The 26,642-nt window shown below is 69.8% G+C and carries 29 protein-coding genes; 6 read left to right on the forward strand and 23 right to left on the reverse strand.

What is annotated here, in order from left to right; translation table 11 throughout:
• Window positions 1–39: 39 nt before the first annotated feature.
• Genes ligA through QWJ90_RS06195 form a run of 5 tightly spaced genes read right to left on the reverse strand, consistent with a single transcriptional unit; the run spans window position 40 to window position 7,452 of the window.
• Complete coding sequence (ligA, locus tag QWJ90_RS06175; protein WP_290106820.1) at window positions 40–2,346, reverse strand: NAD-dependent DNA ligase LigA; 2,307 nt, start codon at window positions 2,344–2,346, stop codon at window positions 40–42.
• 38 nt (window positions 2,347–2,384) lie between these two features.
• On the reverse strand, window positions 2,385–3,488 hold the full coding sequence (gene mnmA, locus QWJ90_RS06180) for a tRNA 2-thiouridine(34) synthase MnmA (RefSeq protein ID WP_290106821.1): 1,104 nt from the start codon (window positions 3,486–3,488) through the stop codon (window positions 2,385–2,387).
• 9 nt (window positions 3,489–3,497) lie between these two features.
• The gene (locus QWJ90_RS06185) at window positions 3,498–4,688 is read right to left on the reverse strand and encodes a cysteine desulfurase family protein (protein ID WP_290106822.1); all 1,191 of its coding nucleotides are present in this window, start codon (window positions 4,686–4,688) and stop codon (window positions 3,498–3,500) included.
• 5 nt (window positions 4,689–4,693) lie between these two features.
• Complete coding sequence (locus tag QWJ90_RS06190) at window positions 4,694–5,635, reverse strand: tetratricopeptide repeat protein (protein WP_290106823.1); 942 nt, start codon at window positions 5,633–5,635, stop codon at window positions 4,694–4,696.
• Between the two features lie 35 nt (window positions 5,636–5,670).
• Entirely contained in the window at window positions 5,671–7,452 is a 1,782-nt protein-coding gene (locus tag QWJ90_RS06195; RefSeq protein WP_290106824.1) for a glycosyl transferase, read from the reverse strand.
• 176 nt (window positions 7,453–7,628) lie between these two features.
• On the opposite strand from QWJ90_RS06195, the gene QWJ90_RS06200 reads away from it, so the two are divergent.
• Complete coding sequence (locus QWJ90_RS06200; RefSeq protein ID WP_290106825.1) at window positions 7,629–8,678, forward strand: AI-2E family transporter; 1,050 nt, start codon at window positions 7,629–7,631, stop codon at window positions 8,676–8,678.
• On the opposite strand, the gene QWJ90_RS06205 is transcribed toward QWJ90_RS06200, so the two are convergent.
• From QWJ90_RS06205 to rpsB, 9 genes are all read right to left on the reverse strand, one after another.
• Window positions 8,679–9,392, reverse strand: a complete 714-nt coding sequence (locus QWJ90_RS06205) for an alpha/beta hydrolase (RefSeq protein ID WP_290106826.1) — start codon at window positions 9,390–9,392, stop codon at window positions 8,679–8,681.
• Between the two features lie 10 nt (window positions 9,393–9,402).
• On the reverse strand, window positions 9,403–9,687 hold the full coding sequence (locus tag QWJ90_RS06210; RefSeq protein WP_290106827.1) for a hypothetical protein: 285 nt from the start codon (window positions 9,685–9,687) through the stop codon (window positions 9,403–9,405).
• A gap of 3 nt (window positions 9,688–9,690) precedes the next feature.
• Window positions 9,691–10,416, reverse strand: a complete 726-nt coding sequence (locus QWJ90_RS06215; protein ID WP_290106828.1) for a lytic transglycosylase domain-containing protein — start codon at window positions 10,414–10,416, stop codon at window positions 9,691–9,693.
• Between the two features lie 61 nt (window positions 10,417–10,477).
• Window positions 10,478–11,035, reverse strand: a complete 558-nt coding sequence (locus QWJ90_RS06220) for a DivIVA domain-containing protein (RefSeq protein ID WP_290106829.1) — start codon at window positions 11,033–11,035, stop codon at window positions 10,478–10,480.
• Window positions 11,032–12,027, reverse strand: coding sequence for a phosphatidate cytidylyltransferase (locus QWJ90_RS06225; protein WP_290106830.1), 996 nt, complete (start codon window positions 12,025–12,027; stop codon window positions 11,032–11,034). Before QWJ90_RS06225 ends, QWJ90_RS06220 begins: the two co-directional genes overlap by 4 nt.
• 7 nt (window positions 12,028–12,034) lie before the next feature.
• The gene (gene frr, locus QWJ90_RS06230) at window positions 12,035–12,589 is read right to left on the reverse strand and encodes a ribosome recycling factor (RefSeq protein WP_290106831.1); all 555 of its coding nucleotides are present in this window, start codon (window positions 12,587–12,589) and stop codon (window positions 12,035–12,037) included.
• 65 nt (window positions 12,590–12,654) lie between these two features.
• Complete coding sequence (gene pyrH / locus QWJ90_RS06235) at window positions 12,655–13,368, reverse strand: UMP kinase (protein ID WP_156241416.1); 714 nt, start codon at window positions 13,366–13,368, stop codon at window positions 12,655–12,657.
• A 143-nt stretch (window positions 13,369–13,511) separates the two neighbouring features.
• Entirely contained in the window at window positions 13,512–14,339 is an 828-nt protein-coding gene (gene tsf / locus QWJ90_RS06240; RefSeq protein ID WP_290106832.1) for a translation elongation factor Ts, read from the reverse strand.
• 76 nt (window positions 14,340–14,415) lie between these two features.
• A complete protein-coding gene (rpsB, locus tag QWJ90_RS06245) occupies window positions 14,416–15,282 on the reverse strand; it encodes a 30S ribosomal protein S2 (RefSeq protein WP_290106833.1) in 867 nt (288 codons plus the stop codon).
• A gap of 308 nt (window positions 15,283–15,590) precedes the next feature.
• Here rpsB and QWJ90_RS06250 point away from each other — a divergent pair, with 308 nt between their 5' ends.
• Complete coding sequence (locus QWJ90_RS06250; protein ID WP_290106834.1) at window positions 15,591–16,148, forward strand: murein hydrolase activator EnvC family protein; 558 nt, start codon at window positions 15,591–15,593, stop codon at window positions 16,146–16,148.
• A 154-nt stretch (window positions 16,149–16,302) separates the two neighbouring features.
• On the opposite strand, the gene QWJ90_RS06255 is transcribed toward QWJ90_RS06250, so the two are convergent.
• Window positions 16,303–17,205 carry a tyrosine recombinase XerC gene (locus QWJ90_RS06255; RefSeq protein WP_290106835.1) on the reverse strand — a complete coding sequence of 301 codons (903 nt, stop codon included), beginning with the start codon at window positions 17,203–17,205 and terminating at the stop codon, window positions 16,303–16,305.
• A 62-nt stretch (window positions 17,206–17,267) separates the two neighbouring features.
• Between QWJ90_RS06255 and QWJ90_RS06260 the strand changes: the two genes are divergently transcribed.
• Window positions 17,268–17,735 carry a GNAT family N-acetyltransferase gene (locus QWJ90_RS06260; RefSeq protein WP_290106836.1) on the forward strand — a complete coding sequence of 156 codons (468 nt, stop codon included), beginning with the start codon at window positions 17,268–17,270 and terminating at the stop codon, window positions 17,733–17,735.
• Window positions 17,736–17,792: 57 nt separating this feature from the next.
• Here QWJ90_RS06260 and QWJ90_RS06265 read toward each other — a convergent pair whose 3' ends face one another.
• The 3 genes from QWJ90_RS06265 to QWJ90_RS06275 all read right to left on the reverse strand — a co-directional run bounded on the left by QWJ90_RS06265 (window position 17,793) and on the right by QWJ90_RS06275 (window position 20,672).
• Window positions 17,793–17,963: a CsbD family protein gene (locus tag QWJ90_RS06265; RefSeq protein WP_290106837.1), complete on the reverse strand. Its 171-nt coding sequence runs from the start codon at window positions 17,961–17,963 to the stop codon at window positions 17,793–17,795.
• 133 nt (window positions 17,964–18,096) lie between these two features.
• The gene (dprA, locus tag QWJ90_RS06270; RefSeq protein ID WP_290106838.1) at window positions 18,097–19,257 is read right to left on the reverse strand and encodes a DNA-processing protein DprA; all 1,161 of its coding nucleotides are present in this window, start codon (window positions 19,255–19,257) and stop codon (window positions 18,097–18,099) included.
• Window positions 19,254–20,672 (reverse strand): YifB family Mg chelatase-like AAA ATPase, encoded by a 1,419-nt coding sequence (locus tag QWJ90_RS06275; protein WP_290106839.1) that lies wholly within the window; start codon window positions 20,670–20,672, stop codon window positions 19,254–19,256. The genes dprA and QWJ90_RS06275 overlap by 4 nt, the downstream gene beginning before the upstream one ends.
• Before the next feature lie 285 nt (window positions 20,673–20,957).
• Here QWJ90_RS06275 and QWJ90_RS06280 point away from each other — a divergent pair, with 285 nt between their 5' ends.
• The gene (locus tag QWJ90_RS06280) at window positions 20,958–21,137 is read left to right on the forward strand and encodes a YegP family protein (RefSeq protein ID WP_290106840.1); all 180 of its coding nucleotides are present in this window, start codon (window positions 20,958–20,960) and stop codon (window positions 21,135–21,137) included.
• Window positions 21,138–21,449: 312 nt separating this feature from the next.
• Here the strand turns inward: QWJ90_RS06280 and QWJ90_RS06285 are convergent, their stop codons facing one another.
• Together QWJ90_RS06285 and QWJ90_RS06290 are read right to left on the reverse strand one after the other, a co-directional pair.
• On the reverse strand, window positions 21,450–22,187 hold the full coding sequence (locus QWJ90_RS06285; RefSeq protein ID WP_290106841.1) for a hypothetical protein: 738 nt from the start codon (window positions 22,185–22,187) through the stop codon (window positions 21,450–21,452).
• A 35-nt stretch (window positions 22,188–22,222) separates the two neighbouring features.
• Window positions 22,223–22,723: a hypothetical protein gene (locus QWJ90_RS06290; RefSeq protein WP_290106842.1), complete on the reverse strand. Its 501-nt coding sequence runs from the start codon at window positions 22,721–22,723 to the stop codon at window positions 22,223–22,225.
• A gap of 70 nt (window positions 22,724–22,793) precedes the next feature.
• On the opposite strand from QWJ90_RS06290, the gene QWJ90_RS06295 reads away from it, so the two are divergent.
• Together QWJ90_RS06295 and QWJ90_RS06300 are read left to right on the forward strand one after the other, a co-directional pair.
• Window positions 22,794–23,015 (forward strand): helix-turn-helix domain-containing protein, encoded by a 222-nt coding sequence (locus tag QWJ90_RS06295; RefSeq protein WP_290106843.1) that lies wholly within the window; start codon window positions 22,794–22,796, stop codon window positions 23,013–23,015.
• Window positions 23,016–23,081: 66 nt separating this feature from the next.
• Window positions 23,082–23,972 carry a hypothetical protein gene (locus QWJ90_RS06300; protein WP_290106844.1) on the forward strand — a complete coding sequence of 297 codons (891 nt, stop codon included), beginning with the start codon at window positions 23,082–23,084 and terminating at the stop codon, window positions 23,970–23,972.
• 115 nt (window positions 23,973–24,087) lie between these two features.
• On the opposite strand, the gene QWJ90_RS06305 is transcribed toward QWJ90_RS06300, so the two are convergent.
• From QWJ90_RS06305 to QWJ90_RS06315, 3 genes are all read right to left on the reverse strand, one after another.
• Window positions 24,088–24,522 carry a hypothetical protein gene (locus tag QWJ90_RS06305; RefSeq protein WP_290106845.1) on the reverse strand — a complete coding sequence of 145 codons (435 nt, stop codon included), beginning with the start codon at window positions 24,520–24,522 and terminating at the stop codon, window positions 24,088–24,090.
• 125 nt (window positions 24,523–24,647) lie between these two features.
• Window positions 24,648–26,051, reverse strand: a complete 1,404-nt coding sequence (locus QWJ90_RS06310; RefSeq protein ID WP_290106846.1) for a hypothetical protein — start codon at window positions 26,049–26,051, stop codon at window positions 24,648–24,650.
• On the reverse strand, window positions 26,048–26,626 hold the full coding sequence (locus QWJ90_RS06315; RefSeq protein WP_290106847.1) for a hypothetical protein: 579 nt from the start codon (window positions 26,624–26,626) through the stop codon (window positions 26,048–26,050). The genes QWJ90_RS06310 and QWJ90_RS06315 overlap by 4 nt, the downstream gene beginning before the upstream one ends.
• Window positions 26,627–26,642: the final 16 nt, after the last annotated feature.

Raw genomic sequence — 26,642 nt, forward strand, 5'->3', positions numbered from 1 at the left:
TCGCGAGGATCAGAGTCGTCCATCCCCGCCGCTGCCTGGTCACTCCAGCGCGTCGGGTCCCTTCGTCACGAGCAGGTGGAACTGCGCCGCGTCGATGATCCGCACGCCGAGCTGCTCGGCCTTCGCGAGCTTGGAGCCGGCGCCGGGCCCTGCCGCTACGAAGTCGGTCTTCTTGCTGACGCTCGACGCGGCCTTGCCGCCGGCCTGCATGATCGCCTCCTGCGCGCCCTCGCGGCTGTACCCCTCGAGAGTGCCGGTGGCGACCACCGTGATCCCCGCCAGCACGCCGCCCTGGGCAGCCGCGGCGCCCGGTCCGGGGTGGCCGGGCGTGTGGAACCGCACGCCGGCGGCCGTCCAGCGCTCGATGATCTCCCGGTGCCAGTCGACCTCGAACCAGTCCAGCAGCGAGTCGGCGATGATGCCGCCCACGCCCTCGACGGCCGCCAGCTCCTCGCGGCTCGCCGCGCGGATCGCGTCGAGCGACCCGAACCATCCGGCCAGCGCCCGCGCGGCGACGGGACCGACGTGACGGATGTTGAGGGAGACGAGCAGGCGCCACAGCTCCTTCGTCTTCGCCTTCTCGAGCTCTTCGAGGAGCTTCACGGCCTGCGACGACGGCTGCGGCCCGGTCAGCCCCTCCCGGCGCTCCGCCGCGCTGGGGTTGCGCCGGAAGGGCGAGCGCCGGCGCACCTCGCCCTTGTCGTCCTCCTTGGGAAGCCCCGTCTCGCCGTCCCGCACGATGAGCTCGATGGGGACGAGCTGCGCCATCGTGAGGTCGAACAGGCCTGCCTCCGTCCGCAGCGGCGGGTCGGCGGGCACCTCCGGCTGCGTGAGCGCCGCGGCGGTGACCTCCCCCAGCGCCTCGATGTCGAGTGCGCCGCGCGAGCCGATGTGCTCCACGCGGCCGCGCACCTGCGCGGGGCAGTCCTTCGCGTTGGGGCAGCGGAGGTCAACGTCGCCCTCCTTCATGGGGCGCAGCGGCGTGCCGCACTCGGGGCAGTTCGCCGGCATCACGAAAGCGCGCTCCGACCCGTCTCGCAGCTCGGCTACCGGCCCCAGGACCTCAGGGATGACGTCACCGGCTTTCCTGAGCACGACCGTGTCGCCGATGAGCACGCCCTTGGCCTTGACCACATCCTGGTTGTGCAGCGTCGCCTGCCGCACCACGCTGCCCGCGACGAGGACCGGCTTCATGTTGGCGAACGGAGTCGCGCGGCCCGTCCGTCCTACCGAGACGACGATGTCGAGCAGCTTCGTGTTCACCTGCTCCGGCGGGTACTTGTACGCGATCGCCCACCGCGGCGCGCGGCTGGTGGCCCCCAGCTCATCGTGAAGCGCGAGCTCGTCGACCTTGATCACGATGCCGTCGAGCTCGTGCTCGACGGAGTGCCGGTGCTCGCCGTAGTGCGTGACGAACGACAGCACACCGTCGAGATCGTCGGACGTCCGCAGGTACGGGCTCGTCGGAAGGCCCCATTCCGCGAGCAGCTCGTAGACCTCGCTCTGCGAACCCACCGGCGGGTCGGGCCACGCGCCGATGCCGTGCACGTAGAGGCGAAGCGAGTCCAGGCGCGCCTGCCCGGCCTCCAGCTCCATCCCGCTCTTCTTGTCCAGCTGCTGCCGGAGCCCACCGCTGGCGGCGTTGCGGGGGTTCGCGAACGCGGGGAAGCGGCGGTCGGCGCTGCGCTGCGCGCGCTCCTCGTCCATCCCGCGGGCCGTCGCCTCGGCGAACACCCGGTCGCGCAGCCGCGCCTGCAGCGCATTCAGCTCCTCGAACGCCGCGACCGGGATGAAGACCTCGCCGCGCACCTCCACGAGGGGCGGATGGCCGCTGCCGGTGAGGCGCTCCGGGATGCCCGCCACGCGGAGGGCGTTCACGGTGACGTCCTCGCCGACCCGGCCGTCGCCGCGGGTGGCGGCGGTGACGAGCACCCCGTTCTCGTACCGCAGCGCGATGGCGAGGCCATCGATCTTCAGCTCGGTCAGCCAGCGCACCGACCGCCCGGCGGACGCCTCGGTCTTCGCGCACCACTCCGAGAGCTCCTCGAGGGAGAAGACGTTGTCGAGGCTGAGCATGCGCTCGGCGTGCTCGACCGGCGCGAGCATGCTGGCATCCGCCGCCCCGACGGTCTGCGTGGGCGAGTCCTGACCCTGCAGCTCGGGGTGGCGACGCTCGATCGCCTCCAGCCGGTGCAGCCATCCGTCGTAGGTCGCGTCGTCGACGAGCGCGGCGTCCTCGCCGTAGTACGCGTCGCGGGCGCGGAGGATCTGCTCGGTGAGGGTCGCGGCCTCGGCCCGCGCCTCGTCGAGGGTCAGGTCGGGCAGCTCGGTATCGGCGTCGGTCACGCCCTCAGTCTAGAAAGGACGAGCGACATCGGGGCGGCTCAGGCGTCGACGGGCACCGCGCTGACGGTCCTGTCGATCGTGCACTGACCCAGTACGCGGGTGCCGACGTAGAGCACGGCCGTCTGACCGGGTGCGACGCCGTCGAGAGGAGCGTCGGGCGTCACCACGAGCTCGCCGTCGCGGACGAGCGCGACGGCGGGCACGGGATCGGCGTGCGCGCGGATCTGCACGTCGCACGTGAACGCGCGCTCGGGGGCGTCGGGAGCGGCTCCCGCCCAGGTGTAGCGGGAGCCGGCGATCTCCGCCGTCGCGAGAGCCTCCTTGGGCCCCACCACCACGGTGTTGGTCACGGGTCGCACCTCGAGCACGAAGCGCGGCTTGCCGTCGTCCGCCGGCACGCCGAGCCGCAGACCGCGGCGTTGACCCACGGTGAACGCGTGCGCGCCGTCGTGGTCGCCGACGACAGCACCCGAGCGGTCGACGATCGCGCCGCGCTCGGCGCCGACCCGCTCGGCGAGGTAGCCGCGCGTGTCGCCGTCGGGGATGAAGCAGATGTCGTAGCTGTCGGGCTTGGCGGCCACGGCGAAGCCGCGCTCTTCGGCCTCCGCGCGGACGAGGGCCTTCGACGGCGTGTCGCCGAGGGGGAAGTACGTGTGCGCGAGCTGCTCGGCGGTGAGGACGCCGAGCACGTAGGACTGGTCCTTCGCCTCCTCGCTCGACCGATGCAGCTCGAGCCCTCCCGGGCCTTCGCGCAGGATGGCGTAGTGGCCGGTGCAGACGGCGTCGAAGCCGAGCTCCAGCGCGCGCTCGAGGAGCGCGGCGAACTTGATCCGCTCGTTGCAGCGCATGCAGGGGTTGGGGGTGCGCCCGGCGCGGTACTCGCTGAGGAAGTCGTCGATGACGTCGTCGCGGAAGCGCTCGGAGAAGTCCCACACATAGAACGGGATGCCCAGGCGGTCCGCGACGCGGCGCGCGTCCATCGCGTCCTCGATCGTGCAGCAGCCGCGGCTGCCGGTGCGCAGGGTCCCGCCCGCGCGCGACAGCGCGAGGTGCACGCCCACCACCTCGTGCCCGGCGTCGACCGCGCGCGCGGCGGCGACCGCGGAGTCCACTCCCCCGCTCATGGCGGCCAGAATACGCATGCGGCCAGTCTACGAGCGCGCCCCTGAGCGCACTCCGGACGCCGTCAGTCGCCGGTACGCCTCGGGCAGCGCGGCGACGAGCACGTCGGCGTCGGCGTCGGTGGTCGTGCGGCCGAGCGAGATGCGCAGCACCTGTCGCGCCTCCGCCTCGCTCCGGCCCATCGCGAGCACGACGTGCGACGGCTCGCTCACCCCCGCCTGGCATGCCGATCCGGTGGAGACGGAGATCCCGTGCTGGTCGAGGAGGAACAGCATCGACTCGCCTGCCGCCCCGGGCAGGTGCAGGTGGACCGTGCCGGGCAGCGTGCGCTCCGGGTCCCCCAGAACCTCCATCTCGGGGACGGCCGCGCGCAGCCGCTCGATGAGACGGTCGCGGATGGCCGTGAGCCGGGACGCCTCGCGCTCGCGTTCGCGGTCGGCCAGGTCGAGCGCGGTCGCGAGCGCCGCGGCCCCGGCGACGTCCTGCGTGCCGGAGCGGAGCCCGCGCTGCTGACCGCCGCCGTGCAGCAGCGCCTGCGGCGCGACCGTGCGAGACACGACGAGCGCGCCGGTGCCGACCGGAGCCCCCACCTTGTGACCGGACACGCTGAGCGCGACCAGACCCGCGCCATCCGGAGCGTCGTCACGCCAGCGCCGGAAGCCCACCGCGACGTGCCCGACCGCCGCGACTGCATCGAGGTGCAGGGGCACGCCCGCGCGGGCGGCGGCCGCGGCGAGGGCGGGTGCATCGTGCACCGTGCCGGTCTCGTTGTTGGCGACGAGCGCGGTGGCCACCGCGATCCGCGGGTCGGCCAGTGCCGCGCAGAACGCGGCGGGGGCGATCCGCGACCGCTCGTCGAGGGCGATCGGCCTCACGCGCGCACCCTCCGCGCGCCGCAGCCACTCCACGGCGTCGAGGGTGGCGTGGTGCTCGCCGTCGGGCATCGCGATGGCGTCGCGCCCGGCCGGTCGCGACCACCACAGCCCCTTGAGGGCGAGGTTCACCGCCTCGGTCCCGCCGGAGGTGAGCACCACCTCGATCGGCTCGCAGCCGAGAGCCGCCGCGATCCGCTCGCGGGCATCCTCGAGCGCGCGCCGCGCGCCCTGCCCCGCCCCGTGCACCGACGAGGCGTTCCCGACGAGCGAGCCCGCCGCGAGCCACGCCTCGCGCGCCTCCGGCCGCAACGGGGTGGTCGCGGCGTGATCGAGGTACGCGCCCACGGCGCTCAGAACAGCAGAGAGGTGAGGCGCCCGCGGGCTCGGAGCACACGCGGATCGTTCGCGCCGATCACGCCGAACAGCTCCACGAGGCGCTCCTGCACAGGACGACGGGCGTCGCTCGGCAGCTGCGCGAAGAGGTCGAGCAGGCGCTCGAATGCGTCCTCGACGTGGCCGCCGGCCACGTCGAGGTCGGCGACGAGCAGCTGCGCGTCGACGTCCTGCGGGTCGGCGGCCGCCGCCGCGCGGGCGGCATGGAGGTCGGCGCCCTGCACGCGGCCGAGAAGTCGCACCTGGCCGAGGCCGGCGGCGGCCTCCTCGTCGCGGGGGTTCTCCTTGAGCGCGCGCTCGTAGGCGTCGGCGGCACGCGCGTAGTCGCCGTCCTCGATCGCGTCGAACGCCTCCTGGTGCAGCGGCGGCAGCGCGGGCGCCTCCGGCTCCTCGGTCGACTGCTCCTCGCCCTGCCCGACCGGGACCGCGCCGGTCACCCCGTTCTGGGCGGCGAGCTGCAGGAGCTGCGCGAAGACCTGCCGCACCTGCTCCTCGGGCACGGCGCCCGTGAACAGCGGCACCGGCTGACCGGCGACGAGCGCCACGACCATGGGGATGGACTGCGCGCGGAACGCCTGCGAGAGCTGCGGGTTCGCGTCGACGTCGACCTTGGCGAGCACGAGGCGCCCGCCGTGCTCGACGACGACCTTCTCGAGGATCGGGCTCAGCTGCTTGCAGGGGCCGCACCATTCCGCCCACAGGTCGACGACGACCGGCACGCGCTTGGAGAGCTCGAGGGCGTCGCCGAAGGTGGCGTCGGTGACGTCGAACACGAGGCTCGGCGCTCCGGCGTCCCCACCCGCGGGCGCTGCGGGAGCGGCAGGGGTCGCGGGACGGTTCTTCAGGGCCGACAGATCGACGGCGCCGCGCGGAACGGCACCGGGGGCGACGTCACTCATAATCACCTTCCGTGTGAAGTGGGGATGGGTCGAGCCTATTCGTCCGCCTCGGGCTCCGGCAGCAGCTCGGCACCCTGGATGGCCGAGGTGTAGCCGAGCAGGCGCACCTTCTCGTCGGAGCCCTGAGCGGGCACGAAGAAGAACAGCTGGTCGGTGTAGGTGGTCTCCACGCCCGTGGCGGACTCCTTCTCGCCCGTGAGCAGCGCCAGAGCCGCGTCGTCCTCGAAGCGGATGACGGCATCCTCGTCGGTCGGGCGCACGGTCTCGGTCTCGTCGACGCCGACCGAGACGATCGCCCCGCTGTCGAGCGTCGCGAGCGCCGTCGGCGGGGCCTCGTTGGCGCGCTGCGCGTACTCGATTCGCCCGGTCTCGGCGCCGGTCTCGTTGAAGGCGTCGATGGTCGCCTTGCGCTTCTCCGCCACGGCGGTGAGGAAGCCGTCGCCCTCGATGTCGAAGAGGTCGGCGTACTCGCTCTCGTCGCCCTTGCCGATGATGTCAGCGTACGCGGTCGCCACCTGGTCGGGTGCGAGCGCGAGGAACGGCGAGTCGGGCGCGACGAGCGCGGCTCCGAGCCAGACCGGGGCGAGCTGCGGCGTCTCCGCGGCGGCCTCGAGGTTCGCCAGGTAGCTCACCCGGTAGCGCGACCACGGGTCTGCCTGCGTCATCGAGAGAATGCTCGGCGCCACGGTGGCGTCATCGGGGTCGGCCACGATGACCAGCGCGGTTCGCGGCCATCCCTCGGCCGCCTGCGGCAGGACGACGCTCGCGGGACCCTGCGGAATCGATACCGCCGCGGGGTGGTCCTCGATCTCCCTCCGCAGCCGGTAGTTCACCTCGCGCGCCTGAAGCGCGAGGCCGGAGAGCCGCTGTGCCGCGATCTCGTCGTCCAGGTCGGCGTCGGCGCGCGCGACGGTGTCCGAGATCTCGTTGACGATCCGGTCGGCCTGCGCCTGCGTGAGCGTCGACGGCTTCTGATCGGGAGCGGCGGTGGCGGTGGCGGTCGGGGTCGGGGTGGGCGTCTGCCCGCCGCCGAACTCCGGCCAGTCGTCGGCCGTGCAGCCCGCGAGGAGCGCGGTGGAGACTCCGAGCGCGGGGATGGCGAGGAGCGCGCGGCGCCCCTTCCCCCGGCGCGAGCGGGAGATGACGCCCTTGGATGCGGCCTCGTCGCCGGCGGCCGGGCCCGACGGCCCCTTGCGGATGGGGCCGCGACGTCGCCGCGCCTGGCGCAGCGCGAGGATGTAGAGCACGAGGCCGGCGGCGAGGAAGATGCCGCCGAGCACCATCAGCGGACCGAACCACGGCGTGCGCCGGTCCAGCGGCCACACGATCGAGATGTCGGATGGCGCGGGCTGGGTGCCGTCGACGGCGACGAGCATGCTCATCCCCTCGGGCAGCTGGTCGCGGCGGACGATCTCGTCCTCGGCGGTCTGCTCTTCGATCCACAGGTCGCTTCCGGCCGGGTTGCGCCCCTCGGTCGCCTCGCCCGGCTCCACGCTCGGCTCGACGACGTCGGTCTCCAGCTGGTCGTCGTCCCCCGCGCTCACCCGGCTGTACCGCTGGTCGGAGAGCCAGGCCTCGACGTCGCTCGTGCGGCCGTAGGCGGTGTAAAGAGGACCGTCGCCGCGCACCGTCAGGGTCTGCGCACCGGGCCGCAGCGCGAAGGCGTCGCCGTCGATGACGAGATAGGGCAGGTCCTCGTCGACGGACACCGACTGCTCGGCGGAGTCGGGTCCGAGGAACACCGTGCGCTGCGCGAGACCCGCGCCGAACGACGCCGCCGCGAGCACAAAGGCCAGTACTGCCCACACGAAACGCACGAATCGACTCCTCGCCGACCCGCGCGGGTGTCGCGGGTCTGGATATCCGACTGCACAGGATAGCGAGTGCAACTGAAAGGCGCCCAGAAGCAGGTCGCGTCCGGGCGCGGCGCCGACGGCGATCTATCCTGACGGGAGTCGTGCGGCAGGGCGCCCGCGGCGGCAGAAGGGCGCACATGAAGATCCACAACCCGTTCCGGGTCGCACTGGTGGCGACGCTGGGCGTCGGGCTGGGCATCCTGCTCATCGAGGGGCTGCAGTCGCTCTCGACGATCCTCGTGTACGTGGGGACCGCGCTGTTCATCTCGCTGGGCCTCGACCCCGTGGTGACGTGGCTCGAGCACCGGCGTCTCCCGCGCTGGCTCGCCGTGACCCTGGCCATCCTCGCCGTCCTGGGGCTGTTCACGGGGATCGTGCTCATCATCCTGCCCGTGCTCGTGGGGCAGATCGGCCAGCTCGTCGAGCAGATCTCGCTCCTCGTCACGCGAGGCACCCTGCTCGACGATCTGCGGGAGTGGTCCCTGGCGACCTTCCCGACGCTGCAGATCGATCAGGTCCTCGACTTCGTCAACGCCTGGCTGACCGACAACATCGATCTCATCAGCCAGGGGGTCGTGGGCGTGACGCTGAACGTGGCGCAGGGGCTGTTCGGCGCGTTCATCGTGCTCATCCTCACGATCTACCTCACGGCGTCCACGCCGTCGCTCAAGTCCGCGCTGTACCAGATGGTGCCGGCGTCGCGACGCGAGGGCTTCACGAACATCGCCGAGCAGATCACCGACTCCGTCGGCTACTACGTCATGGGGCAGATCACGCTGGCTGCCATCAACGGGCTGCTGAGCGCGATCTTCCTCACGATCATCGATGCGCCCTACCCCACCGTGCTGGCGGTGGTCGCCTTCCTCGGGTCCATGATCCCGCTCGTCGGCACCATCTCCGGCTCGACGATCATCGCCCTCACCTGCCTGATTCCGGGGCTCGGTTCGCCGACCACCGCCATCATCGCCGCGGTGTACTACCTCGTCTACATGCAGATCGAGGCCTACGTGCTCGCGCCGCGCATCATGAGCAGGGCGGTGTCGGTCCCCGGCGGCGTGGTCGTGATCGCCGCACTCGCAGGCGGCGCGCTGCTGGGGCTCCTGGGAGCGCTCATCGCCATCCCCGTCGCGGCGAGCATCCTCATCATCTACCGACAGGTGCTCATCCCGCGCATGAACGCACGGTGATCAGGCGTCGGGCCACTCCGTCGGCAGCGGGACGGCGGCGGGATTCACCACGCCGACGATCTCGTTGAGCACGCGGGCGGTCTGCTTCTCCCCCACCCACAGGTGCCGGCCATCCTCGACGGCCACGACGCGCAGCTGCGGGACGAGGGAGAAGCGCTCCACCGCCTCCGCGGGGCGCAGGTAGTCGTCGAACTCGGGGACGACCGCGACGAGCGGCCGCGGGTCGCCCTGCCAGGCGCGCAGGTCGTCGTCGGTCGCCCGGTGCAGGGGTGGCGAGAGCAGGATGGCCCCCTCGATCGGGTGCGGACGGCCGTGCTTGAGCGCCACCTCGGTCCCGAACGACCACCCCACCAGCCAGGGATGCGGCAGTGCGCGCTCGGCCACGAACTGCATCGCGGCCGCGAGGTCCTCCGCCTCCGCGACGCCGTCGCCGAACGCCCCGTCGCTCGTCCCCCGCGGCGATGTCGTGCCCCGGGTGTTGAAGCGCAGCACGGCGAGGTCGGCGAGAGCGGGGAGGCGAGCGGCGGCCTTCCGGATGATGTGCGAGTCCATGAATCCGCCCGCCGTCGGCAGCGGATGGAGCGTCACGAGCGTGGCCAGCGGCTCGCGTTCGAGGGGCAGCGCGAGCTCGCCGACGAGCGTGAGGCCGTCCGCCGTGTGCAGCTCGACGTCCTCGCGGCGGGCGGGCAGCAGGGCGGCTCCGCGGATCTCCATTCGGTCCTCCTCAGTAGAGCTTCCAGCAGTGGCTGTGCCAGTGGCGACGGGCGGCCAGATCGGCCTGCGCGCCGAGGACGCCGTCCTCGCGCCATACGACGACATGCGCTGCCCCGGCCGCGATCTCGCTGCCGCAGCCGGGGCACGAGTAGGTCTTCTCCGAGCGACCCTGGCCGATCGGCTGCACCGACCACTCCCGGCCGCGTCGGGTCTCGGTGCGACGCCACCCGGCGATGAGGCGATCGAGCGACTCGTCATCGCGACCGTCGCGGCGGCGGCGGTTCGACCGCGGCATGGCTCAGTACCAGCCGGACGCCTCGGAATGGCCCCATGCACCGCAGGGCGTCCCGTAGCGTCCGGCGATGTAGTCGAGGCCCCAGGCGATCTGCGTCGCGGGGTTGGTCTGCCAGTCGGCGCCGTGGCTGGCCATCTTGCTGCCCGGCAGCGACTGGGGGATGCCGTACGCACCGCTCGAGGCGTTGTAGGCGTTCACGTTCCAGCCCGACTCGCGGTTCCACAGCGCGACGAGGCACGAGAAGTCGCCCTCACCCCAGCCGCGCTGCGTCACCATCTGATACGCCACCGCCTGCGCCGACCCCGGGTCGGGCGCGGCGAACGGCGCGGCCCACGTCTCGGCCTGCATCGGCGCCGACTCGTCGTCGCTCGCCTCGGCGGGCTGCGGCGTCGGCGTGGGCGTGGGCGTGGGCTTCACGTACACGGAGTAATTGCCGAACTCGAGGCTGCCGGCGTGCGCGAGGTCGGCGGCGGCGACGTAGACTTGCGCCTCGCCGGCGGCCGTGGCGAATGTGGACTCCGCCTCGCGCTGCTCGGCCTGCGCCATGGAGGCCCCGGTCGTGACGAGGGTGCCGCCGAGGAGCCCGAACGCCGCGAGACCGGCGAGCACCGACCTGACGCGTCGCCGTGGCGACGGCCGGTCCGTCGTCAGCAGCGCCGCGTGCTGGGTCGCGATGGCGCGCGCCTCGCGGCGCGTGAGGGCTCGGGTCTCGGGAGGTCCGTCAGTCACAGTCGGGCCAGTCTATCGGCTGTTACGCGACCGTGATATCGCGTGTCGTCGGAAGCGGTGCTCACCGGACGGCGAGCATCACCTCGATGACCGCGTCCAGCACCGCATCGACCTGCTCCTCGCGGTAGCCGTCGCGCGTCATGCGGAACGCCGTCTGGCGCACCTGCTCGACCGACAGCGGATCTCCGTGCGAGAGGTAGGCGACGATCCGGTCGGCGACGAGATCGACCTCCGAGCGGGCGTAGCCGAAGCGCAGCAGGCCCACGCGGTCGAACCGCTCGCCGGCCGGGCGCTGCAGACGGTCGAGAACGACCTGCGCGTCCTCCCGCACGCGCGCGACCCACGCGCCCGCGCCATCCGCTCGGACCGCCTGGTCTCGCTCGCGCGCGGCGAAGGCGTCCTCCACTCGCGCGAGGGCTGCGTCGACGGAGGCGACCCGGTAGCCGCCGCGCACGAGCGGGAAGGCGGCGGCGCGCACCTGCTCGGCGTCGACGTCGTCGCTCTGCTCCTCGAAGGCCGCACGAGCGCGGGCGAGGAAGGCGTCGACGGCGGCGCGGTCGTAGCCCTTGTCGCGACCCTCCGTGAGCGGAAACGGCAGGTCGGTGGACGAGTCGGTCACGATACCGCCAGCGGGGTGAGAAGCAGGTGCAGGGCGAGCGCGGCCACGGCGGACGGCAGCATGCTGTCCAGTCGGTCGAGGACTCCCCCGTGCCCGGGCAGCATGGAGGACATGTCCTTGATGCCGAGGTCGCGCTTGATCATCGACTCGCCGAGGTCTCCCGCGGTCGCCGTGCAGAGGATCACGACGCCGAAGATCAGTCCCGTCCACCACGGGATCGCGAGCATGAACTGCGCGAGCAGGGCACCGGCGATGACAGCGGCCAGCGCAGCTCCCGCGAAGCCCTCCCAGGTCTTCTTGGGGCTGATCCGCGGCGCCATCGGGTGCTTGCCGAACGCGAGCCCCGATGCGTATGCGGCGGTGTCGGCGACGACCGCGACGATGAGGAAGGCGAGGACCCACCATTCGCCGTTCTCCGCGCGCAGCAGGACGAGGGCGAGGCTCGCGAGCAGGGGGACGTAGAGGGGAACGAAGGCGCCGACGACCACGTCGGCGAGCACCTCGCGATGCGCTCGGCCATCCTCCGCCATCATCTGCGCCATCAGCCGCCACACCACGATGATCGTCAGCGAGACGAACAGCGAGACCGCGTGCAGCCAGGAGTCGGCGAAGTAGCCGGCGCTCAGCAGGAGGACGACGGCGATCAGCTGGGGAGCCAGATCCACGCGCCGACCCCCGGTCCGCAGCGCGCGCCACAGCTCGTGCACCCCGAGCACCGAGACCAGCAGTGCGACGAGCACGAACAGCGTCTTCACGACCAGCAGCGACACCAGCAGCACGGCACCCGCCACGACGCCGATGACGACGGCCGCGATGAGGTCGCGTCCGGTCCGCTGCTTGAGACGCTGGTTGCGCTGCTCGAACTTCTCGCGCGCGTAGGCGACCTGGTGCTCGAACTCGCCGCGCGCGGCGCTCACGCGCTCCTGGAAGGAGCCCTGCTCGGCGCGCGGCTCGCTCGAGGGCGTGTCCTCCGGTTCCGGAACGTCGGTCATCCCCGCCTCAGACCTCGAGGAGCTCTGCCTCTTTGTGCTTCAGCGCCTCGTCGATCTTCTCCACGTGCGCCTTGGTGATCGCGTCGAGCTCCTTCTCCCCGCGCACGATATCGTCCTCGCCGACCTCGTCGCGCAGCGAATCGAGGTCGTCCTTCACCTGACGGCGGATGCCGCGCAGGCGGACCTTCGCGTCCTCGCCCTTGGTGCGGACGATCTTCACGTACTCCTTGCGACGCTCCTGCGTCAGCTCGGGCATCGTGATGCGCACGAGGGTGCCGTCGTTCGTCGGGTTCGCCCCGAGGTTCGGCATCTCGCGGATGGCCTCCTCGATGGCCTTGAGGGCCGACTTGTCGTAGGGCGTGACGATGAGCGTGCGCGCCTCGGGGTTCGCGAGCGACGCGAGCTGCTGCAACGGCGTGGGCGTGCCGTAGTAGTCCACGAGAAGGCGCTGGAAGAGCTGCGGGTTCGCGCGTCCGGTGCGGACGGTGGCGAAGTCCTCCTTCGCCGCCTCGACGGCTCGGCCCATCCGGTCAGTGGCATCGGCCAGAACGTCCGCGATCACGGTGACTCCATTCGTCGGTGGTGCTGAGGGAAAGTCTACTGGGAGCTGTCGCGGCTCCCTGCGCGTCACGCCGTGACGAGCGTGCCGATGGTGCGACCGCGCAGAGCGGCCGTGACGTTGCCGCCGGGCTCCATGCCGAACACGCGCATGTTCATGCCGTTGTCCATGCAGAGACTGAACGCGGTGGCGTCGACGACCTTGAGACCGCGCATCAGGGCGTCCGAGTACGTGACGTGGTCGAGCTTCGTCGCGGTGGGGTCGGTTCGCGGGTCGGCGGTGTAGACGCCGTCCACGCCGTTCTTGGCGACGAGCACCTCGGTGGCGCGGATCTCGAGCGCGCGCTGGGCGGCCACGGTGTCGGTGGAGAAGTAGGGCAGGCCCGCGCCGGCGCCGAAGATCACGACGCGCCCCTTCTCGAGGTGGCGCTCGGCGCGCAGCGGGATGTAGGGCTCCGCGACCTGACGCATCTCGATGGCGGACTGCACGCGCGTGGCGGCGCCGGCCTGCTCGAGGAAGTCCTGCAGGGCGAGGGCGTTCATGACCGTGCCGAGCATGCCCATGTAGTCGGCGCGGGAGCGGTCCATGCCGCTCACGGCGAGCTCGGCACCGCGGAAGAAGTTGCCGCCGCCGACGACGATCGCGATCTCCACGTCCTGCGACGCCTCGGCGATCTCGCGGGCGATCTGGCTGACGACGTCGGGGTTGACGCCCAGCTGACCTCCTCCGAACGCCTCACCGGACAGCTTCAGCAGCACGCGCCGCTTGCTCACTACGCTCACACTCGATCCTCTCGTCGCCGATACACGCTACCCGTCGCAGGCGGCAGCACCCTGTGCTCGACCCGCGGATGGCCGCATGCGGCTTCCCCCGGGCAGAGGAAGGGGGCTCGGATCCGCGGATCCGAGCCCCCTTCATCACGTCGTTACGCGCCGACCTTGAAGCGCGCGAAGCCGGTCACGGTGATGCCGGCGTCCTGCGCGACCTTCGCGACGGACAGCTTGTTGTCCTTCGCGTAGTCCTGGTCGAGCAGCGCGACCTGCTTGAAGAACGCGTTCACGCGGCCTTCGACGATCTTCGGCAGGGCGGCCTCGGGCTTGCCCTCGTTGCGGGAGATCTCGGTGACGATCTCGCGCTCCTTCTCGACCTCGGCCGCGGGGACCTCGTCGCGGGTGAGGTACGAGGGGTTGGCGAAGGAGATGTGCTGCGCGATGCTGCGCGCGGTCTCCGCGTCGTCACCCGAGTACGCCACGACCACGCCGACCTGCGGGGGCAGGTCCTTGCTGGTGCGGTGCAGGTAGATCTGGAAGGCGTCGCCGTCCAGCGTGCGCACACGACGCAGCTCGACCTTCTCGCCGATGATCGCCGCCTCGTCCGAGATGAGCTGGTCGACCGTCTGGTCGCCGGCCGAAGCGGCGAGGGCGGCCTCGACGGAGTCCGCACCGGCGGCGGCGGCCGCGTCGGCCACCTTGTCGGCGAGGGCGACGAAGCGCTCGTTCTTCGCGACGAAGTCGGTCTCGCAGGCGAGCTCGACGAGGGTCGCCTTGCCGTTCAGTTCACGCGCGACGACGAGGCCCTCGCTGGTGGCGCGGTCCGCGCGCTTGGCGTTGCCCTTGGCGCCCTTGAGGCGCAGCAGCTCGACGGCCTTCTCGACGTTGCCGTCTGCCTCTTCGAGCGCCTTCTTGGTGTCGACCATGCCGGTGCCGAGCTGCTCGCGCAGCGCCTTGATGTCCGCGATGGTGAAGTTGGCCATGAGTGCGGGCTCTCCTTGATTCGTGGTGGGATCTGAAGCGCCAGGCGGGCCCGATCGGGCCCGCCTGGCGTGAGCTTTACTCCGCTGCGGGAGCGGCAGCGACCTCGGCCGGAGCGGCCTCGGACTCCGCCGGAGCAGCCTCGGTCTCGGCGACCTCGGCCGGAGCGGACTCGACCGGAGCGGACTCCGTGGAGCCCTGCTCGAGGAGCTCGCGCTCCCACTCGGCCAGCGGCTCCGCCTCGCCCTCGGGGTTGTGCTTCTGCTGCAGGCCCTCGGCCGCGGCGTCGGCGATGATGCGCGTCAGCAGCGACACCGAGCGGATCGCGTCGTCGTTGCCCGGGATCGGGTACTGCAGGTCGTCGGGGTCGACGTTGGTGTCGAGGATGCCGATGACGGGGATGCCGAGCTTCTTGGCCTCGTCGATGGCGAGGTGCTCGCGCTTGGCGTCGACGACCCAGAGAGCCGAGGGCGTCTTCGACAGGTTGCGGATGCCGCCGAGCGACTTGTGCAGCTTGGCGAGCTCGCGGCTCTTGAGCAGGAGCTCCTTCTTGGTGAAGCCCGTGCCGGCGGGGTCGTCGAAGTCGAGCTCCTCGAGCTCCTTCATGCGCGCAAGGCGCTTCGACACCGTCGAGAAGTTGGTGAGAAGGCCACCGAGCCAGCGCTCGTTGACGTAGGGCTGGCCCACGCGGGTCGCCTGCTCGGCGAGCACCTCCTGCGCCTGCTTCTTGGTGCCCACGAAGAGGATGGTGCCGCCGCGGGCGACGGTCTCCTTGACGAAGTCGTAGGCCTTGTCGATGTAGCCCAGCGACTGCTGCAGGTCGATGATGTGGATGCCGCTGCGCTCCGTGAGGATGAAGCGCTTGACCTTCGGGTTCCACCGACGGGTCTGGTGTCCGAAGTGAACGCCGCTGTCGAGCAGCTGGCGGATGGTGACGACGGCCATGGTCGTACTCCTTGTCTGGGCGCTCTCGCGCCTTGCGGTTGATTCCGCCGGTCAGTCGACCGGCGAGCCTGGTGCCCGACGCACTCCCGCCCTTCGAGAAGGGACCGAGGGGAGTCGCGCCACGACGTCCGTCCGTGGGACGGAGCCGCTGCGGGCACGCGTAGTCATCCCGATGAGGGATGCGTCTGCCAGCATACCAGGCGGATGCGCCCGCGACGGCGCGTGCACAGCCCCACGACACGCCGCTGTCCCGTTCCCGACGCCGAGCGCGCCGGTCGGCGGCGCGGCTCGCGGCGGAGCCTGAATGCATGCGCCGGATCCTCCTCGTTCTCGTCGTCCTCGCTCTCGTCGGCGTATCCGTCGGCGCCGCTCCCGCGTCGGCCGCCGCGCCGGTGGTCGCCTCTGCGTCCGCGATGGCGACCGCGCCCGCCGACGCGGCGATCGTCCGCATCCGCACGAGCGAGCCGTGGCGATGGCCTGTGTCCCAGGACGTCCGGGTCGTCCGGCCGTTCGCGGCACCGCCCCACCGCTACGGCGCGGGGCACCGCGGCGTGGACCTCGCCGCGGACCAAGGGCCGGTGCTCGCCCCGGCGTCCGGCGTCATCGCGTTCGCGGGTGTCGTCGTCGACCGCCCGCTGCTCACCATCGATCACGGCGACGGGCTCGTCACGACGCTCGAGCCGGTGGCGACCGACCTCCGCGTCGGCGACGCGGTCGCGGTCGGTCAGGAGCTCGGCGAGCTCGCTTCCGGGGGCCACGCCGCCGCTGGCGCCGTCCACTTCGGCGTGCGCCTGCACGGGGAGTACGTCAACCCGCTGCTCCTGCTCGCCGGCGTGCCCCGCGCTGTGCTCCTCCCCTGCTGCTGACCTCGCTCGCTCCTCGGGGCTGCAACTGCGACCACGCGCCCGCCTGAGCGCCCCATGTCTCACTTGCTGCGGCCATTCGGCGCCGAAATCCACAGCGAGTGAGACACGGGTGGAGCTGCTCGAGTGGCGAGGCGCGTGCGGCCGGTGGGAGCTCTCAGGCGCGGGGGTGGGCGAGTCGATAGGCGGCGGCGAGGCGCTCCGTGGACACGTGCGTGTAGATCTGCGTCGTGCCGAGGCTCGCATGGCCGAGGATCTCCTGCACCGCACGGAGATCCGCGCCGCCGTCGAGCAGGTGCGTCGCCGCCGAGTGGCGCAGCGCGTGCGGGCCGGCGGTCTCCACCCCCATCGCGGGTCCCACGGTTCGTGCGACCAGCGCGTACACCGCACGCGGGCCCATCCGTCCACCGCGCGCGCCGAGGAGCAGCGCGCCGCCCGCGCCGTCCGAGCGCGCCGCCAGCACCGGGCGTCCCCGCGAGAGGTACGCCGAGAGCGCCCGCGCGGCGGGTGTACCGAACGGCACGACACGCTCCTTCGAGCCCTTGCCGAGGACGCGCGCGGTGCCCCGCTCGAGATCGAGGTCGTCCACGTCGAGTCCGCAGAGCTCCGACACGCGCACCCCCGAGCCGTACAGCAGCTCGAGAGCCGCATGGTCGCGCAGCGCCGTCGGGTCGCCCTCCTCCGCGGCCGCGGCCATCCGCTTCAGGAGCTCGCCGAGGGATTCGGCGGTTGCGACGTGAGGGAGCGCGCGACCGCGCTTGGGGGTCACCAGTCGCAGGCTCGGGTCGGTCTCGACGAGCACCTCCTCGCGCGCCCAGCGGAACAGGGCCCGCGCGGAGGACGTGCGTCGCGCCACCGTCGAGCGCGCGTCCCCGCGCTGCGTCGCCCGCCACAACCAGTCCCGGAGCGCGTCGAGATCGACCGCGTCGAGTTCGCGATCGCCCACCGCGGACACGAGGTCGGCGAGATCCGCGCGGTATGCGCGCACGGTCGCCGGAGACAGGCGCCGCACGTTCTCGAGGTGCACGGCGAAGGCATCGATCGCGCGGGACAGCTGCATGCTCACATCGTCTCGCCGTCGGGAGGCCAGCCGCGGCCGCCGCGCCGCCATACAGTGCTCACATGGACACCTGGCTTCCCGCCGACTTCGAGCACCCCGCCTTCGTCGCGCTCGACGGCGAAGCGCACCTTCGTCCCATCCGGGCGGCAGACGCGGACATCGACATGATCGCGGTGATGAGCCATCGGCGCATGCTCTGGGAGATCTACGGCGAGGCCTGGGGATGGCCGCCCGCTGGGATGACCCGCGAGCAGGACGAGGAGGACCTCGCCCGTCATGCCCGCGAGATGGTCGAGCACAGGTCCTTCAACTACGCCGTCCTCGCCTCCGACGAGAGCGCGCTCTACGGCTGCGTCTACATCGACCCCGTCGAGACCGAGGACGCTCCGAACGCGGCGGAGGTGTCATGGTGGGTGATCCCCTCGGCGCCCGCGTCGGTCCGGAGGGACCTCGACGCGTTCGTGCCGCGGTGGCTCGCGTCGAGCTGGCCGTTCGCCGAGATCCGATACCCGTTCAACGACGCGGCATGACGGCGGACCTCCTCCGAACAGGAGACGGTCCGCGGTCACGACGTCGGACCCGGCGGCCTACTTGAACGCGTCCTTGATGTTCTCACCGGCGTTCTTGAGATCGGCTCTCGTCTGGTCGCCCTTGCCCTCGTGCTCGAGGCGCTCGTCGTCGGTGGCCTTGCCCGCGGCCTCCTTCGCCTTCCCGGCGAGCTCCTCCGCGGCGTTCCTGATCTTGTCGTCGAGGCCCATGATGCGTCCTTTCGCGATGCAGTCTGCGGATCAACGAAACTAGGCCCGGCGCCGCTCCCGGACAAGGGGTGGACAACTCCGCGCGGCTGCGCCGGCTCGACGATCACCGGAGCGGCGGCTACTCGTCCGCACATCAGCTGAGCACCCACCCGCCCGGGACGCTCCGCACCTCCCCCGCGAGCTCCAGCAGGCCCAGCGCCGCCTGCACGTCGCCGACGGCGAGGCCGCTGCGGCGGGCGATCTCCGGGACGTCGCGCGCCGTGCGCGAGGCGAGCGCATCGCGCACGCGCACCTCCTCCGCCGACGGCTCTCTCGCGCGGTCCCCCGCGTCGAGTCCCTCGCCGAGAAGCTCCAGCACGTCCGCGGTCGAGGTGATGCACTGCGCGTCGAACTCGCGCAGCAGACGGTGGCACCCGGCGGATGTGGCGCTCGTCACGGGACCGGGAACGGCGCCCAACGGCCGGCCGAGCGCGGCGGCGTGCCCCGCGGTGTTGAGCGTTCCGCTCCGGGCGCCTGCCTCGACCACGACGGTGGCGGCGGTCAGTGCGGCGATCAGTCTGTTGCGCTGCAGGAAGCGCCATTTCGTCGGTGTCGATCCCGGAGCGCTCTCGCTGACGATCGCTCCGGTGCGCGCGAGCTCGGTGAGGAGCCGCGCATGGCCCGCCGGGTAGACCCGGTCGGCGCCGCCGGCGACCACAGCGACAGTCAGCCCGCCGCTCCCGAGGGCGGCGCGATGGGCGGCCCCGTCGATGCCGTACGCAGCACCCGATGCGATCGCCACCTCCCGCACCGAGAGGTCCCCCGCCAGCTCCGCCGCGACGTGCTCGCCGTACGGCGTGGCCGCCCGGGCGCCGACGATCGCGACCGATCGCGCCAGCCGCGCGAGCGCCGCCCGATCGCCACGCACCCAGAGTGCGAGCGGTGCGTGGGCTGCCAGATCATCCAGCTGCAGGGGCCACGACTCCTCCTCGGGCGTGAACAGGGCGAGCTCCGCCTTCGCAGCGTCCTGCAGAGTGCGCGCGACGAAGGAGGCCTCCAACCGCGGGCGCCACCGCGCGGACGCCGCCGACAGCGTCTGCGGAGCGAGCTGCAGCGCTGCCAGCTCCGGATCACGCAACCCGGCCTCGGCCATCCGGAGCGCGCGAGCGGGACCGAACGCGGCCACAAGGGTGCCCGCGGTGCCGTCCCCCGGCTCGGTGATCGCGGTCCACGCCGCGCGAGCCAGGCGATCGGGGTCGCCGGCGCCGACTCGCGCTCCGCCCGCCCGCACGGCGGGCTCATCGAGGAGGCTCATGCCACCACTCCCTTCTTGAGGAACAGCGCCCGTCCCACGTCGGCCGCCGTCGGCCGTTCGTGACCGGCGAGATCGGCGACCGTCCACGCCACGCGCAGAACCCGGTCGTAGCCACGCAGCGTGAGGACTCCGCGCTGCAGCGCCACGTCGAGTGAACGCACGGCTGCGGAGTCGAAGGCGCACGGACCGCGGCGCAGCCAGACGCCGGGGACGTCCACGTTGACCTTCCACGGCGTGCCCTCCAGCCGTCGACGGGAGCGCGCCCGTGCGGCCAGCACGCGGCTTCTCGCGGCGGCGGACGTGGTGCCGTCCGCGCCGCGCGTCTGCGCGATGCTGGCGATCCGCTCGACCTTGAGGTCGATGTCGATGCGGTCGAGCAGCGGTCCGGACAGCCGCTGCGCGTAACGCCGGATGAGGTGCGGCGAGCAGGTGCAGTCCCCGCCGCGCACCCCGTACTCCCCGCACGGACACGGGTTCTTCGCCAGGACGAGCTGGAAGCGCGCCGGGAACCGCGCGGTGAACCCGGCCCGGTGGATGTCGATGCTGCCCTGCTCGAGCGGCTGCCGCAGGGCGTCGAGCGTGGATGCCACGGCCTCGGTCGCCTCGTCGATGAACAGGACCCCGCGGCTGGCGCGCGCGATGGCACCCGGGCGCGCGACCCGCGATCCGCCGCCGATGAGCGCCGCCGTCGATGCGGAGTGGTGCGGCGCCTCGAACGGGGGGCGTCGATCGAGACGCGTGACCTGCTCGCCGGCGAGCGACCGGACCGAGGCGACCTCGAGCGCGGCCTCGTCGTCGAGCGGCGGAAGGATCCCGGGCAGTCTGCGAGCGAGCATGGTCTTGCCGGCACCGGGCGGCCCCGACATCAGCAGATGGTGCCCACCGGCCGCGGCCACGATGAGCGCCTCGATGGCGTCCTGCTGTCCGACGACGTCGACGAGATCCAGCTCCTCGGCGGCGACCGGCGCTGCTGTCGCCCCTGGCACCGGCGCCACGTCTGGCACCTCGACCTCCGCGCCGTGCCAGGCGGCGACCTGCGCCAGCGACACCGCCGCGCGCACCTCGGCGCCCACGACGAGCTCGGCTTCCTCACGGTTGCCCCACGGCACGATCACCCGCGGGCGACCGGCTGCGACCGCGGCACGCACCGCGGGCAGCACGCCGGCCACCGGCCGGAGCCGCCCATCGAGCCCGAGCTCGCCGAGATGCACGACTGCCGCGACGCTGGAGCGCCGCACCCGATCGTCAGTGGCGAGAGCGGCGACCGCGATCGCCAGCGCGATTGTTGCAATGGGCCCTGTTCCGACATCGGACGCGCTTGCGACACGCCGGTCGGACTCTCCACGGTGAAGGGCATGTCGGCCATCGCCGAAAACCCGCGGTCTGTGGAGAACGTAGGGCGAAGGGTCCCACATCCGTACGAGGTCGGGGTTACTCGTCTCTTTCAGCCGCGTACGCCTGTGGATGGGTCGGTGGACCGCACTGTGGGAAACGGTGGAGAACTACACGGTTGTAACTACTAGCCCTAGTGGTGCCCCCCAAGGTCGGCACCCATATGTAGCATCGAAGAACCGTACGGGGATGACAAAACGACCCACCTCGGACGGTACCGAAAGCGGGTCGCATGCCTCTCTGCCAGGAGAACAAGGCGAGCCTAGCTGGTTTCGGTGAACCCAAGGGTCGAGATCCTGGAGGATCTCATGGCACAGTTCACAATCAAGCGCGCGAGCAACTCCGTCCACTACTACTGGACGCTGGCGGCCAACAACGGAGAGATTGTCGCCGTCTCCGAGACCTACAACTCGAAGGCCGCCGCGATGCATGGCATCAACTCGGTCAAGGCGATTGCCGGAACGGCCTGGGTCAACGACCTGGCCTGACCTCCGCTCGGGAGAAAAACGCTCCCTGGAACCCATACGGCAACGGGGTCCATCGCTTCCGCGGTGGACCCCTTGTCGCATCCTCACGGAAAGGCTTCAACCCATGCGGGAACCTCTAGCCACCAGCGAGATTCGCGACCTCCTTGACATGGTGGGCGTCGATACGGTCGCGGAGTTGATCGAGTTGCTGCGCGCCGCTCCTGGAACGGGAGCAACGAAATGAAGGCGGATACCTCGGCGCGATGAGCCCAGCCCATGAGAAAGGGGCACCCCCGGCTGACTCGCCAGGAGTGCCCCTCGGGAGAGGACGGGTCAGGAGAACATCTGGCGCAGCCTGTCGAGGTCGCCGGTCTCGAGCTCGCGGGAAATCACGTCCTTGTCCTGCTGGTTGGTGAACATTGCGGACAGCTCGTTGGCCCAGATTGCGCGCATGGTGTCCAGGTTGCCCGCATCGACAGCTGCACCCATCGCCTCAATGGCCTGCTGGTAGGGGATCTGCTGGAAGCCCTCGGGGAACTCAGGCGGCTGGTAGTACGGCACCCACGGAACGTCAGGGTTGGGGTTGAGCCAGAGCACCTGGCCGGGCTGGATCGTGCGGACGTGGTTGAGTACCCCAAGATCGCCTCCGTTCCGGATGCACAGTCGTTCGCCGATCACCTCGCCCACATCGCCTGGTGCGACGGTGTAGGACACAACGTTTCCGTCAGCGTCGAGGCTCACCTCGCCCTCGGCAAACTGTCGCGCGCCCTGGTCCTTGCGTTCCCCGATCAAGCTCGCGCTCATGCGGCCGAAGGTGATTGCCTTCATGCCCTTGCACTCCTCCGGCTCCGTGGCGTCCGGCGCGGAAGTGGCTTCCGGTGCCGACTCGGCTTCGCCAGCCGGGGTAGGAGATGCCTCGGACGTCTGCTCAGCGGCCGGGGCCGTAGTCGTCGCAGGTGCGGGGCTGGCAGTGCACCCAGCGAGCGCGGCTGCGGCGAGGACGACAGTCGCGAGCGACGTGAGCCTGGTTGCTTTGAGCATGCGGCAATTTTTGCGGAAATGGTCGAACATATGGGGCGCTCCTTTGGCGGTGTGATTTGGCACGGTCAGCTGTCGCAGATGTCGTCGGTGGCGAATCCCGAGGGGTGATCCACCGCGTGGTAGCCCTCGGAGACGGGGCTGATGCCGTCAGATACTTCAACCCGGTTCGCCGCAGGGAAGTTGTCGCCGGCCTGTGCCGCGTGGTCGCAGAGGTACAGCATCGCGTCGTTGCCGATCTTCTGAGCCAGCTCGTTGGTTGTCTCGGTGGGTACGTAGATGTAGGCCTTGCCAGCCGACATCGAGACGCTGTCAAACGTGAAGCCCGACTCAGTCAGGAACTTCTCCAGGTCGAGCGGCGCGACGGCAGCCGGAGTCTCAGCCACGTTCGGCTCAGTCAAATCCCTCTGCCTCGGCTCGGCTATTGCCGCTGGGGTGACGTCGCCGCTCGGGTTGACGGCGGCGCCGATGCCACCCGCGATAAGGAACGCCGCGATGAGCAAGACCCACCACTTGAGATACCACGCCTTCTTTTGGACGGCTGAGGACTGAGGCTGCTGCTCGGACATGCGCGGTGCTCCTTCGAGATGTGACTCATAGTCCGTGGACTATGAGTAACATTAGCGTCAGCGTGGACGGATGCCTGCCCCTCCCCATCGCGCTGCTTTTGGCGCGCGCGTGCGCGAGCTCAGGGTCGGTCAAGGCTGGTCACAAGAGGACTTTGCCCACCGCGCGAAACTTGACCGCACGTACGTGTCGGGCATCGAGCGCGGCGTGCGGAACCCGACGCTCGACATCATCCACCGTCTCGCCGAGACGCTCGGCGTGCCTGCCGCCGAGCTCCTGATCGAACACCCGTGAGACGTGGCCGCAGTTCGTCGGCGTGCGGTGGGCAGCGTTGTCGCGGCACAAACATAGAGTTACTCCATGCCGAGACCTCTGCCTGAGCACGAAGAGAAGGACATCCGGAACTACGTCGAAAGTCAGAGCATTGATCACGACGACCCGGACAACCCGGACAATCTCGTTACTCTTGTGCAAAAGGTACGGAGCTATCGGCTGCTCGGCACTGACTACGACGTCTACGACGTGCACATGCCGAAGACGCGTTGGTGGGTCATCACGCAGGGAACGAACCTCTACGATCAGGCGCGCTTCCCGAACTACGACGAGGCGTTCTCGTTCCATGTCGGCATTATGATGCGCCTCTGGGAGCGTGATGGCGTCGCGATTGAAGAGGAACAAGAGGAAGAGATTGGCGCTGCGTGGAGGCGGGTTGAAGCCGCGCGCGACGCCATTGAGTCGGCCCGCGAGGCCGAGGACCTCCAGGCGATCGGCATCGTCTGTCGAGAGGCGATGATCGCCTTCGCCCGCGAGCATCAAACTGCCGCGTGGGTGAATCAGCCTGACGTTCCGCCGCGCGCTGCCGACTTCAAAGGATGGGCAACAGTGTTCGCTCAGTCGCTGTCCAGCGGACGGATGCGGCGGTACCTGAGCGATATCGCCGACAAGACCTGGGATGTCGCCGTCAGTCTTCAGCACGATGCGAACGCGACGGTGTGGGACGCCGAGGTCCTTATCGCTGCGACTGCCCACCTTCTTGACGTGTTCTCGACGTCGATGGTCAAGAACAAGCGGAAGCCACCGACCCGGTGCCCGAAGTGCGGTTCCTACAGGCTCAGCACCGACGGTGATATCACTGCGCGCGATGGGGAGCCGGGTTGGCAGCAGCGCGACGCCTGTGGTGCTTGCAGCTACCGGGGCGAGTACACGTTCACTCCATGGGAGTTCGAGACTGAGCTCGAGCTGAAGGAGTAGGTTGCTCAGCGCTAGGGCACGTCGCGTAAAGGCTTGAGCCAGCTATGGGACTCATCCTCGCACCCTGGCTAAACCAGGCCCTTGGGAAGTTTCGTTTCGCGTCCCTGCTCGTGGATCACCGAAGGTAGTCCAGGCGCACACGTTCGTCATCGACAAGCGTGCACTGGAAGCTTGAGCGGATCTTCGCGCCAAACCCATTCTCAGCGTCGACCTCGCCGGAGATGACTCGGCCCGAGTAAGAGGGAACGTATGGGAAAGACGCGGTGGAAGGCGCCTTGAGATTGTCCTTCACAAGACTTTGACAGGTTACAACGGCCGCATCCATATCCGGGCCTGACGAGTCGCGATTAGCCCCCGAAACGGCAATGGAGATGATGCCGACGATCCCCAGGGCGATGATGGCGAGACAGCCGATTCCCGCGCAACCAATCCCCTGGCGTGGCTGCTTCGCTTCGTCACTTGTCGACCGCGCGGCAATGGCAGCGCCACACGTACTGCAAAAAGAAGCACCCGAAGCGTTCTTATGGCCAACGGGGCAAGTAACGCTCATCGGAGTCCAATCCTTCGCCGGGTGCTGCGCTTAGGCCTGAAGCGCCCCCTTCAGGCCCGAATTTCCTTAAACCATCACTTCATCGAGGCAGGCACGCGTGATCCAAGGACCCTAGTTTCGCGGCGTCATTCACCCGTCAGCGCCTCAATATCCTCATCAGTCAACGGACGACGTATGCCCAACAGAGCAGCAGCTCGCACATGGAAGTCAACAGTCGCTTTACCGGTGGCGGTCGCGGCCTCAAACTCGACCTTCACTTCACCGGCGTCGTCGTCGCCCTTTTCTCGGACAGTGACGGCCGCGACATGGAAGTCGTCTTCAATAGTCTCGCGGATCCGTTCGACGTCCTCACGGACCGTGTCAGGGTTCTCGTTGGCAACTGCAAGCTGACGGCTAAGCCCATGGAGCTCAATCGCGGTGAGATCGAAGTTGCGCAGAGGCGCGGACAGTTCGTCCCACCGCGCGTCGGTCCCGTCGTCGCGCGCCCTCACCTTTCGAGCGTCCGAACCCATCCAAAGCGCCCACCGGTGCACGTCGGCAACAAGACGGCCGTTACGGACCTTCCAAGAAGCAGGCGAGGCTGCTTGTTCATCGTCGGCAATGGTGGGGTTGGGGTACAGCGCCGAGCGCCCTGCTGTCATCAGCCTCGTCGCGCGCTTCACGATCGGCGTGACATCGAGGTCAGCCAGCACAGGGGCCATCGATTCGAGGCGCTCGAGGGTCAGCATCGACGCCAACGCTTCCCAGACCTCGGCGGCGCTTACCTCGGCCGCGCGCCGCAGGACGTAGGGCAGTACGACTCGCAGTTCACCATCGAGAAGGGGCTTCTCCCGCAACGAGTCCAAGGTCTCGCGAGTGGGGCTCTCCTTGAAGAATTCGACGAGGAGACCGGCGGTGCGGTTCAGTCGATCAGCGGTCGCTCCCGTGAATAGCTGTCGAACCGTCGTCTGGAACGCTTTCAGCGCTTCGACGGGTTCGCCTTCCTCCACTGCCGCGATTCGGTCTGCAGCCTTATCACTGAGAAGCCCTCGGCCGCCGCGCACGATGTTGGCTCGAACCAAGCCCGACAACTGCGTGTCCCGCTCTTCGTCGCGCGCGAGCGTGGGGATGCGAGAAGTCGCGGTTACCTCCGTGGCAAGAGTTCTAGTCGACGACGGAAGTTGCTTACGCAAGTCAGCAAGCACCTTCTTCTTCTCGTCGCCCAGTCCGATGAGAAGTGGCTCTTGATCCGCCAGCGACTCCACATCTCGAGCCGCGACTACGCTCGACAACGACCCACGAATGAAGACACGACGCTCTCGTTCCTTGCCTTCCTCCCTCCAGAAGGCAATCAGGTCCGGCACATAGCTGTGGTTGAAATACTCCGTCGTCTTGATCTTCAGTGTTGGGTCGAGGCGCTTGAGCTCGTCAATCACCGCCGTCTTTACGCCATCGATGACGTCTGCCGATCGCGAGTGGGCCTTCGCCTGGCGGACCGCAGCAACGACGGGCGCTTCGTCTTGCATGCCCGCGTGAACCTCGATGGTCATGCTTTACCCTTTCGGTTCAACTTCGCTTCGATCATGCTGAGTTCCTTCGGCGTCAGCGTGAACTCCTGCTGGCGCTTGTTGTACACCAACAGCCACACCCGGTCAGCCATGAGATCAAGGATCTCCTCGTCGATGCTTTGACCATTAAGCAATCCCGTGGTGTCTGCCTCGAGTGCCGCCTTGATATGGGATCGCTTGGTGAGTTTCGGCCACTTACCTTGGGCAAATGGAAAAGTCGTAACCCACATAAACTGCCAGCGAGGGTCCTGCGTGCGAGCGATCTCTGCGGCGGTTGCGCTATATGCAATCGCGAGAAAATCCTGGTAGTCCTTCGGTTGGTTCCCGACCGACGTGTAGGACTTGTTCTCCACGAACAGGATCGACTTTGACTTGTAGATCTGGCCCTTCAGGTCGAACGTCTGCAATCCTCCATCCAGGCAGCCTACGGTGCACTCGGGCGCCCAATCGTAAGCATCAAAATTCAGCTCGATGTGCGTCGTACTTTCTAGCCACCGCTTCGTGCGGAAGACGCCTTTGCGTCCTTCTTCATGAGCAGACTCAGCGCGCAGCGCCACGGAACCTCCAACAGAG

It is taken from the genome of Microbacterium oryzae (assembly GCF_030406385.1).
Classification (GTDB): Bacteria; Actinomycetota; Actinomycetes; order Actinomycetales; family Microbacteriaceae; genus Microbacterium; species Microbacterium oryzae_A.